General features: G+C 64.9%; 11 protein-coding genes. 4 read left to right on the top strand and 7 right to left on the bottom strand.

Annotation, left to right across the window (positions count from 1 at the left end; translation table 11 throughout):
- A partial coding sequence (locus JHD07_RS24940; RefSeq protein WP_291626867.1) for an aconitase family protein occupies positions 1–761 on the top strand: 761 nt, incomplete at its 5' end.
- Between the two features lie 116 nt (positions 762–877).
- Here JHD07_RS24940 and JHD07_RS24935 read toward each other — a convergent pair.
- From JHD07_RS24935 to JHD07_RS24925, 3 genes are all read right to left on the bottom strand, one after another.
- Positions 878–1,456 (bottom strand): hypothetical protein, encoded by a 579-nt coding sequence (locus JHD07_RS24935; RefSeq protein WP_291626866.1) that lies wholly within the window; start codon positions 1,454–1,456, stop codon positions 878–880.
- 212 nt (positions 1,457–1,668) lie between these two features.
- Positions 1,669–1,935 (bottom strand): hypothetical protein, encoded by a 267-nt coding sequence (locus JHD07_RS24930; RefSeq protein WP_366865145.1) that lies wholly within the window; start codon positions 1,933–1,935, stop codon positions 1,669–1,671.
- 9 nt (positions 1,936–1,944) lie between these two features.
- Positions 1,945–2,226 carry a hypothetical protein gene (locus JHD07_RS24925; protein ID WP_291626868.1) on the bottom strand — a complete coding sequence of 94 codons (282 nt, stop codon included), beginning with the start codon at positions 2,224–2,226 and terminating at the stop codon, positions 1,945–1,947.
- A 157-nt stretch (positions 2,227–2,383) separates the two neighbouring features.
- Between JHD07_RS24925 and JHD07_RS24920 the strand changes: the two genes are divergently transcribed.
- Both JHD07_RS24920 and JHD07_RS24915 read left to right on the top strand, forming a co-directional pair.
- On the top strand, positions 2,384–2,782 hold the full coding sequence (locus JHD07_RS24920) for a metallopeptidase family protein (RefSeq protein WP_291626865.1): 399 nt from the start codon (positions 2,384–2,386) through the stop codon (positions 2,780–2,782).
- A gap of 104 nt (positions 2,783–2,886) precedes the next feature.
- On the top strand, positions 2,887–3,471 hold the full coding sequence (locus JHD07_RS24915; RefSeq protein WP_291626864.1) for a thermonuclease family protein: 585 nt from the start codon (positions 2,887–2,889) through the stop codon (positions 3,469–3,471).
- Between the two features lie 52 nt (positions 3,472–3,523).
- Here JHD07_RS24915 and JHD07_RS24910 read toward each other — a convergent pair whose 3' ends face one another.
- Together JHD07_RS24910 and acs are read right to left on the bottom strand one after the other, a co-directional pair.
- Complete coding sequence (locus JHD07_RS24910) at positions 3,524–4,039, bottom strand: L,D-transpeptidase (protein ID WP_291626863.1); 516 nt, start codon at positions 4,037–4,039, stop codon at positions 3,524–3,526.
- A 339-nt stretch (positions 4,040–4,378) separates the two neighbouring features.
- Positions 4,379–6,325, bottom strand: a complete 1,947-nt coding sequence (gene acs, locus JHD07_RS24905; RefSeq protein ID WP_291626862.1) for an acetate--CoA ligase — start codon at positions 6,323–6,325, stop codon at positions 4,379–4,381.
- A gap of 402 nt (positions 6,326–6,727) precedes the next feature.
- Here acs and JHD07_RS24900 point away from each other — a divergent pair, with 402 nt between their 5' ends.
- Positions 6,728–7,894 (top strand): DNA topoisomerase IB, encoded by a 1,167-nt coding sequence (locus tag JHD07_RS24900; RefSeq protein ID WP_291626861.1) that lies wholly within the window; start codon positions 6,728–6,730, stop codon positions 7,892–7,894.
- A 198-nt stretch (positions 7,895–8,092) separates the two neighbouring features.
- Here JHD07_RS24900 and JHD07_RS24895 read toward each other — a convergent pair whose 3' ends face one another.
- Entirely contained in the window at positions 8,093–8,506 is a 414-nt protein-coding gene (locus JHD07_RS24895; RefSeq protein ID WP_291626860.1) for an EVE domain-containing protein, read from the bottom strand.
- Between the two features lie 2 nt (positions 8,507–8,508).
- On the bottom strand, positions 8,509–8,821 hold a 313-nt coding region (locus JHD07_RS24890), incomplete at its 5' end, for an NAD(P)H-dependent glycerol-3-phosphate dehydrogenase (RefSeq protein WP_366865142.1).

Below are 8,821 nucleotides of genomic sequence, written 5' to 3'. Positions count from 1 at the left end.
AAGGCCGCATGACGGTCTGCAACATGTCGATCGAAGGCGGCGCGCGCGCCGGCCTGGTTGCGCCCGACCAGAAGGCCTACGACTTCCTGCGCGATCGTCCGAAGGCGCCGAAGGGCGCGGCCTGGGACGCAGCGATGCGCTATTGGGAGACGCTGCGCTCCGACGAGGGCGCGCATTTCGACCATGAGCTGCGGCTCGACGCGGCCAAGCTGCCGCCGATCGTGACCTGGGGCACCAGCCCCGAAGACGTGATCTCGGTCACCGGCATCGTGCCAGACCCTGATAAGATCGCAGACGAGGCCAAGCGCATCTCCAAGCATCGCGCGCTGAAATATATGGGCCTGACCGCGGGCACGAAGATCACCGACATCAAGCTCGACCGCGTCTTCATCGGCTCCTGCACCAACGGCCGTATCGAGGATCTACGGGCTGCGGCGAAGATCGCCGAGGGCAAGACCGTCAACGCCCACGTCAACGCCATGGTCGTGCCGGGCTCAGGCATCGTGAAGGAGCAGGCCGAGGCCGAGGGCCTCGACAAGATCTTCATCAAGGCCGGCTTCGAATGGCGCGAGCCGGGCTGCTCGATGTGCCTTGCCATGAACCCGGACAAGCTGAAGCCGGAAGAGCGCTGCGCCTCGACCTCGAACCGCAACTTCGAGGGCCGCCAGGGCTTCAAGGGCCGCACTCATCTGGTGTCGCCGGCCATGGCGGCAGCCGCGGCGATCGCGGGACATTTCGTCGACGTCAGGGACTGGCGCTGAGCCGGTTCCGGTATTAGCCGCCCGTCATTCCGGAGCGCCCGAAGGGCGTATCCGGACTCTCGACATTCCGGGTCTGGCGCTTGCGCGCCATCCCGGAATGACGGGCCTAACTCACCTCACCAATACCGATACGGATATTGCCAGCGCGGCCAATGGCAGACGCGGCGCGGGCCGTAATAGGTGAAGACGATCCGGCAGCGGCGCGGATACGAGTAGGCAGGATAGTAGCCGCCGACATAATAGGGCCGGTAGACGTGACGATGCCGGTAATAGGGGCGATGGTGTCCCCAGTGACGGTGGTATCCGCCATGTCCGCCGTAGCGAAAGCCGTGATGGCGATAGCCGACATGCCGGTGATGAAACGCCGGTCCGGCGCGGAAGCCGCCGACATGAGCGCGATGAAAGCCACCGCCCCGGAAACCGCCGATATGGCCGCCCCGGAAACCACCACCGTGAAAGCCGCCACCGCGGAAGCCTCCGCCGCCGTGAAAACGTCCGCCGCCAGGGCCGCCGCCATGGCGAACCTGCGTGACGAGATCGTCGGCCGCCGCCTTCGCCGCGGGTGACGTCGCCGGATTGATCAAGGTCAGCGCTTCAGCGCGACGCGCGGTTCCGGCCGACAGCATCAGCGTCGCGGCGGCTGCGAGACCGAGCAGGCGCATCGGGCTCGCCCGGCGTCCGAATATTCTCAGCATGGAATTCTCCCTGAATCAGCACGGCAGAGCTGCGATGCGCGCTGCGCCGCTGCTGCCGTTCAATGACGGTCGCTCCCGGGTCGAAGTTGCGGACAGCGACGTGAACGCGCCATGAATGAACGACGCCGGACGCCGCCATGCGACGCAGTGCCTCGCGTTGCCGCGCGTATTCGATGCTGCTCTCGAGGGATTTGCGCCGGAGGGCTAGCGCTTCACCAGAACGGGCCGTAGCCGAACACGAACGGGGCCGGCACGCCGTAGGGATAGGGACGGTAATGGACGGGCCGCGCGTAGTAGCGTGGATCACGGCGCACGACAGGTCGCACCACGACATTTCGTGTGGGCCGTCGCGCATCGAAGACCGCGATCCCTGCCGACGCCTCCGGAATCGCCGCCCTTTGCGCTGCGGACGCGCGCGACAGGCCGCCGGCCAGCGCGACGGCAATGGCCAATGCGATCCATTTCGCCATCACGGGCATGGAACAGTCTCAGCCGCGGCGCCAGTAGCAGCTTACGCGCGGAACGATCACCGTGCCGCTCGGCCTGTACTCCTGGACATAGGTGGCGTTGCAGACGCGGACGGCATCGGGGCCGGGATTGTAGCGGGGATAGACGCCGTCTGGGCTTTGATAGGGCGTGACCCGCAAGCGCGCCGGGGGCCGCTTGCGCGGCGGGGGAACGTCGTCCGGTGAGACCAATTGGGCGATCCGCATTCCGGAACTGGCGGTCTGGGCCTCGGCGCCAACGGAAAACTGCGAAAACAACCCCATGCACAGTAGAGCCAGCACTGTTTTCGTTCGCATTTTTTTCGTCCGCCTGAAACGTCCCATTCGAGGGCCCACGCTCCCCGTTTTGACAGCGCGCGTCAACCTCGCGGCGCTTATAAAGCGGGATGCATCGCCGCGGAACCTACGCTAAGAGGTGTGCATGTGGACGGAATTGAAAGCGCCCTCGCTGGCCGAGATGGAAGCAACGGCGCATGAGATCTTCGAGCGCCTGCCGAAGGAGTTCCGCAAGCTCTGCGAGGGCGTAATCATCCGCGTCGACGACTTCCCGAGCGAGGAGGTCCTGGACGAGATGGAATGCGAGAGCGAGTTCGACCTGCTCGGCCTGTTCCAGGGCGTCGGCCTGCCGCAGCAGAGCGTATCCGACGTGGCGCGGCTGCCCAACATGGTCTGGCTCTACCGCCGGCCGATCCTGGATTACTGGGCCGAGCACGACGAAAGCCTCGGTCACATCGTCCGCCACGTCCTGATCCACGAGATCGGCCATCATTTCGGCCTTTCGGACGACGACATGGAGGCGATCGAGGCTGCGGCGGAGTAGGCGCTCCTCCTTCGTCACCGAGCATTCGAGCTCGCGTGACGATCTGTGCCAAGGCCAGGCGGTGTCGCTTGCGGAATTCCCCGACTCAGCTCTAGCGTTACGCCATGCGTTCCCGCGGCCGTAGCAATGCGTATCGATCTTCCCTCGGCGGCGCACCGTTCGGCCGCCGCTTCTCGGGACTTCTGCCCTGGATGTTCGTGGTCGGCGTCGTGGCCGCGGTCATGCTCCTCTTTCGTCACGGAACGAACTGGCCCCTGCCGCACGCGGACGAGCGATCGCAGGACGCGGAAATCGTCTTGCAACAGACCGGCCATGCCGACGTCCGTCCGGTCGACGTCATCCGCACCATCGACGGCGACACTTTTCTCGCGCGTGTTCGCCTGCGCGAGGGACGCGATCCCGTCGTGCGGGTCCGGCTACGCGGCATCGATGCGCCTGAACTGAAAGCATCCTGCCAGGAGGAGCTCGACAAGGCCGAAGCTGCGGCCCGTGCCCTGCGGGATCTGCTCGGCCAGGGCGGCGTGACCATCACCAATCTCGGTCCCGACAAATACGGCCGCGTCCTCGCCGACGTCGCGACAAGGCGCACCGCGAATGTTGCGACGGCGTTGCTCGCCGGCGATTTCGTCCGCAACTACAATGGCGGCCATCGTGGCGGCTGGTGCGCGCGCGGCTGGCGGTTCTGGTAACAAAAAAGCCGCGTCGAAAGACGCGGCCTTTCATCCCGGCTGATTCAGGCGATCAGCGCGTCACGACCACGGTCGTGCCGACGGAGACGCGGCTGTAGAGATCGGTGATATCGTCGTTGAGCATCCGGATGCAGCCATAGGAGACGAAGCCGCCGATCGACCCCGGCACGTTGGTGCCGTGGATGGCGTATTCGCCGCCGGCCAGCGTCATCGCCGCAACGCCCATCGGGTTGCGCGGCGAGCCGCCGGGAATCACGTCGGGGATGTTGGGCTTGTCGCGCTTCACCTCGGCGGGCGGCGCCCAGGCCGGATTGAGATACTTGCCGTCGATCTTCGTGGTGCCAGCCCATTGCTTGCCGGCCTTGCCGACGCCGACCGGATAAACCACGGCATGGCCGTGATCGAGGATGAGATAGAGCCGCCGCTCGCTGGTCTTCACCACGATGGTGCCCGGCGAATAGTCAGCCAGGTGCGTTCCCACCAGCTCCGGCCGCGCCTGCGCCGCCGTCGACATCAGAACTCCAGCCCCGATGGTGGCAGCCACCGCCACCGCAATCCTCATCGACATCGATGCTTCCCCTTGCCCAAAAACGGATCGCCCAAAATTGACGCAGAACCTGGAAATGGCTGCGTACCCGACATTCTTGACCGCGCGGGTTCACCGGATGGTTTCCGCGCGCAGCCGCCAAGGGTCGTCAGCAGGGGGAACAAAGAAAATGTTCGAAATAAAGTAAATGACCTGAAAACAACACCTGATGGGAAAGATGCAGGCGCGAGCGGGCTCACGGTGACAAGTGGGTGAGGATGCAAGCGGCCGTCATTCCGGGCGCGCGACAGCGCGACCCGGAATCTCGAGATTCCGGGTTCGGTCCTGCGGACCGCCCCGGAATGACGATGTGTTGTGGGCTTACGCCGACTTCTTGTTCTGCCGGTTCTTGACGAGGTCGTCGACCACGGCGGGATCGGCGAGGGTCGAGGTGTCGCCCAGGCTGCCCGGCTCGTCCTCGGCGATCTTGCGCAGGATGCGGCGCATGATCTTGCCGGAGCGGGTCTTGGGCAGGCCCGGCGCGAACTGGATCTGGTCGGGCGAGGCGATCGGACCGATCTCCTTGCGCACCCAGGTCACGAGCTCCTTGCGCAGATCGTCGCTCGGCTGCACGCCAGCCATGAGGGTGACATAGGCGTAGATGCCCTGGCCCTTGATGTCGTGCGGGAAACCGACCACGGCGGCTTCCGATACCTTCTCATGCGCCACCAGCGCGCTCTCGACTTCCGCGGTGCCCATGCGGTGACCGCTGACGTTGATGACGTCGTCGACGCGGCCGGTGATCCAGTAATAGCCGTCGGCATCCCTGCGGCAGCCGTCGCCGGTGAAGTACTTGCCCTTGTAGGTCGAAAAATAGGTCTGCTCGAAGCGGGCGTGGTCGCCATAGACCGTGCGCATCTGGCCCGGCCACGAGCGCGTGAGACACAGATTGCCGGTGGTCTCACCCTCCAGCACCTTGCCCTCGGCATCGACGATCTCGGGCACCACCCCGAAGAACGGCTGCGTCGCCGAGCCCGGCTTCAGCTTGGTCGCGCCCGGCAGCGGCGTGATCAGGATGCCGCCGGTCTCGGTCTGCCACCAGGTGTCGACGATCGGGCAGCGGCCGTCGCCGACCACGCGATGGTACCACAGCCAGGCCTCGGGATTGATCGGCTCGCCGACCGAACCCAGCAGGCGCAGGCTCGCGCGTGAGGTTTTCTTCACCGGCTCGTCGCCGGCCTGCATCAGCGCGCGGATCGCGGTTGGCGCGGTGTAGAAGATGTTGACCTGATGCTTGTCGATGACTTCCCAGAAGCGCGACATCGACGGATAGTTCGGCACGCCTTCGAACATCAGCGTGGTCGCGCCATTGGCCAGCGGCCCATAGAGAATGTAGCTGTGGCCGGTGACCCAGCCGACGTCGGCGGTGCACCAGTAGATGTCGCCATCGTGATAGTCGAAGACGTATTGATGCGTCATCGAGGCGAACACGAGATAGCCGCCGGAGGTGTGCAGCACGCCCTTAGGCTGACCGGTCGAACCCGACGTGTAGAGGATGAACAGCGGATCCTCGGCGTGCATGTGCTCGACCGGGCATTCCGTCGTCACCATTTCCGCCGCCTCGTGATACCAGAGGTCGCGCGTCGGATTCATGTCGACCTTGCCGCCGGTGCGCTTGACCACGACGACCCAGTCGACGCCGTCGGCTTTAGCGAGCGCCGCGTCGACATTGGCCTTCAGCGGCACTTTCCTGCCGCCGCGCAGGCCTTCGTCCGCGGTGATGATCACCTTGGACTGGCAGTCGTTGATGCGCTGGGCGAGGCTGTCGGGCGAGAAGCCCGCGAACACCACCGAGTGGATCGCGCCGATGCGTGCGCAGGCCAGCATCGCATAGGCTGCCTCCGGGATCATGGGCAGGTAGATGGTTACGCGGTCGCCCTTGCCGACGTTGCGGGTGCGCAGGATGTTGGCCATCCGGCAGACCTCGTCATGCAGCTCCTGATAGGTGATGTGCTTGGACTGCGAGGGATCGTCGCCTTCCCAGATGATCGCAGTCTGGTTGGCGCGTTTGGCGAGATGCCGGTCGATGCAATTATAGGCGACGTTGAGGATGCCGTCCTCGAACCATTTGATCGAGATGTTACCGGGCGCGAACGAGACGTTCTCGATCTTCGTCGGCGCGTGCATCCAGTCGATGCGCTTGGCCTGCTCAGCCCAGAAACCGTTCGGGTCCGAGATCGAGCGGGCGTACATTTCCTTGTACTTGGCCTGGTCAACCCAGGCGCGCTTCGACCATTCCGCGGGGACGTCGTAGATCTTCTCGGACATGCTTCCCTCCACATGCGGCAAGCTCAGGCCATGCCGGCATCATCATTTGACGGATTATGCGTCGGGCTAACCGGACCCGACAAGGAGCACAAGCTGGACCTTCGGCGGGCACCCGGCCATGCGGAGGATCAAGCCGCGCGAGCCGGCCGTCGCAGATCTGAAACAAGCCGGTTTGAAACAAGCATCAGCAGCCTCCGGTCTATTTACCCCGTTACCCGGAACGGCCCTGCGCAAAGCCCCATGCGGCAACAGAGGTATCTGGGAACCTCCTCTCACTGATTCGGGACTCGCAATACGGTTCGGAACACCCTAAATGGCCAACCCGGGTCCCAGGCGACCCCAAGGAACAAAATTCAGAACAGCGGCATTGAACGATAGCAGACAGGGTCAAGGCTTAACATTATGATGGATCAGCAGAATCTCGGGACGATGCGGCCCGCTTCAGCCGATCCAGCCGCTGTTGCCCTGGCCAAGGCCCTCGGACAATGGCCGAAACCGACCGGTTTCAGGCGTCCCAGCCCCAAAAAGACCTTCGACGCGGCGCCGGCGACGGTCGAAGCGCTCGCCAAGGAGCTGGGCTTGCGCCTCGGCGACCAGAACGAGCTGACCATCCGCCGCATCAAGCGCGGCAAGGGCTATTCGTTCGTCCGTCCCAACGGCGCGCATATCCGCGACGCCCGCACCATCCGCCGGCTGCATTCCATGGCGGTGCCGCCGGCCTATCGCGAGGTGCGCTACTCGGCCGACCCGAACTCGCATCTGCAGGCCGTCGGCCGCGATGCCGCCGGCCGGCTGCAATATCGCTATCACGCCGACTGGGAGAAGGTCCGCGAGCAGCGCAAGGCGCATCGCCTGGAAAAGCTCGTGGGCGCGCTGCCGAAAATCCGGCGCAAGGTCTCGGCGTTCCTGTCCGGTGACGAGCCGACGCGCGAATTCGCGCTCTCGGCCGTGATCGAATTGATCGCGCGCACCGCGATCCGACCCGGCAACGAATCCTACGCCCGCCTCAACGGCACCCGCGGCGCCACCACGCTGCTGAAGTCCAACGTCACGCTCGAAAACGATTGCTTCGTGCTGACCTTCAAGGCCAAGGGCGGCAAGGCGGTGCGCAAGGAGTGCGACGCGGCCAAGCTAGTGCGTGCCATCGGTATTTTGCAGGGCGTGCCCGGCAAGCGCATGTTCCAGTATCGCGACGCCTACGGCGTCGTGCGCGCGGTCAGCACCACGCAGGTGAACGCGTTTCTGCGCGAGATCGCCGGCATCAAGATCTCGCTGAAGGATTTTCGCACGCTGATGGCCTCGGCGGTCGTCGTGGAATCCCTGTCGCGGATCACGCCGGCGACCAGCCAGCGCGGCCGCAAGAAGCAGGTGCTGGAGGCGATCCGCGCCGCGGCCGACAAGCTCTCGAACACGCCGGCGATTTGCCGCAGGAGCTACGTCCACGACACCATCGTCACCGCCTTCGAGGAGGGCATCCTCGAGCGCTTCGCCGCGACCATGAAGGGCCAGCGCTCGCAGGGGCGGCGCGAGCAGCTGCTGGCCCAGGTGGTGGCGACGGCGGCGGTGTAACGCAGCTGCGGCAGGGCGGGCAAAGCCAAGCGTGCCCGCCACTTCTAACGAGATACCGAGAAAAATCGTGGGCACGGCGCCAAGTGCGCCTTTGCCCACCCTACGACGGCCGCGATCGTAGCCCGCATGAGCATCGCGATATGGGGGACCAGATCATCCCGGATGTCGCTGCGCTCATCCGGGCCACGGCAGCTTCGACTACAGCCCGCCCATCTTGCAGACGAGTTTCCACTCCTCCGCCGTGACAGGCTGCACGGAGAGGCGGGAATATTTCACCAGCGCCATGTCTGCGAGCTTCTTTTCGGCCTTGATTGCGGCCATCGTCACCGGCGTTTTCAGGGGCTTGTCGGCCTTGATGTCGACGCAGACGAATTTGCCGGTCTTGTCGGTCGGATCGGGATAGGCCTCCTTGATGATCTCGGCGATGCCGACGATCTCCTTGCCCTCGTTCGAATGATAATAGAACGCCTTGTCGCCCTTCTTCATGGCGACGAGGTTCTGGCGCGCGGTGTAATTGCGTACGCCGGTCCAGGCCTCGCCCTTGGCGCCCTTGGCCACCTGCTGGTCCCACGACCACACCGATGGTTCGGATTTCACCAGCCAATACGCCATGCTCATTCCTCGGACTTGAAGGGGCGCGTCATCAGCGCCGAGATTGCGGCATCGATCGTGCTCTTGCCGTTCAAGATCGATGCGACCGCTTCCGACACCGGCAGCTCGATGTTTTTCGACGCTGCGAGCTCGATCAGCACGGGGGCGGTGAACTCGCCCTCGGCGAGCTTGCCGGCGGGCGGCTGCTCGCCGCGTCCAAGCGCAAGGCCGAGCGCGAAGTTGCGCGATTGCGGGCTGGCGCAGGTCAGGATGAGATCGCCGAGGCCCGATAGGCCGGTGAGGGTTTCGCTGCGCGCGCCCAGCGCGCGGCCGAGG

Origin of the sequence: Bradyrhizobium sp. (assembly GCF_016462955.1) — a bacterium.
Classification (GTDB): domain Bacteria; phylum Pseudomonadota; class Alphaproteobacteria; order Rhizobiales; family Xanthobacteraceae; genus Bradyrhizobium.
The sequence above is the reverse complement of the archived record's forward strand: the minus strand, read 5'-3'. Positions and strand labels throughout refer to the sequence as shown.

Bases quoted from the DNA above. Each gene is read 5' to 3' on its own strand.
- JHD07_RS24935 (WP_291626866.1), bottom strand. From the start codon at position 1,456: ATGCTGAGAATATTCGGACGCCGGGCGAGCCCGATGCGCCTGCTCGGT.
- JHD07_RS24910 (WP_291626863.1), bottom strand. From the start codon at position 4,039: ATGTCGATGAGGATTGCGGTGGCGGTGGCTGCCACCATCGGGGCTGGA.
- JHD07_RS24895 (WP_291626860.1), bottom strand. From the start codon at position 8,506: ATGGCGTATTGGCTGGTGAAATCCGAACCATCGGTGTGGTCGTGGGAC.
- JHD07_RS24915 (WP_291626864.1), top strand. From the start codon at position 2,887: ATGCGTTCCCGCGGCCGTAGCAATGCGTATCGATCTTCCCTCGGCGGC.
- JHD07_RS24930 (WP_366865145.1), bottom strand. From the start codon at position 1,935: ATGCCCGTGATGGCGAAATGGATCGCATTGGCCATTGCCGTCGCGCTG.
- JHD07_RS24900 (WP_291626861.1), top strand. From the start codon at position 6,728: ATGATGGATCAGCAGAATCTCGGGACGATGCGGCCCGCTTCAGCCGAT.
- JHD07_RS24920 (WP_291626865.1), top strand. From the start codon at position 2,384: ATGTGGACGGAATTGAAAGCGCCCTCGCTGGCCGAGATGGAAGCAACG.
- acs (WP_291626862.1), bottom strand. From the start codon at position 6,325: ATGTCCGAGAAGATCTACGACGTCCCCGCGGAATGGTCGAAGCGCGCC.
- JHD07_RS24925 (WP_291626868.1), bottom strand. From the start codon at position 2,226: ATGGGGTTGTTTTCGCAGTTTTCCGTTGGCGCCGAGGCCCAGACCGCC.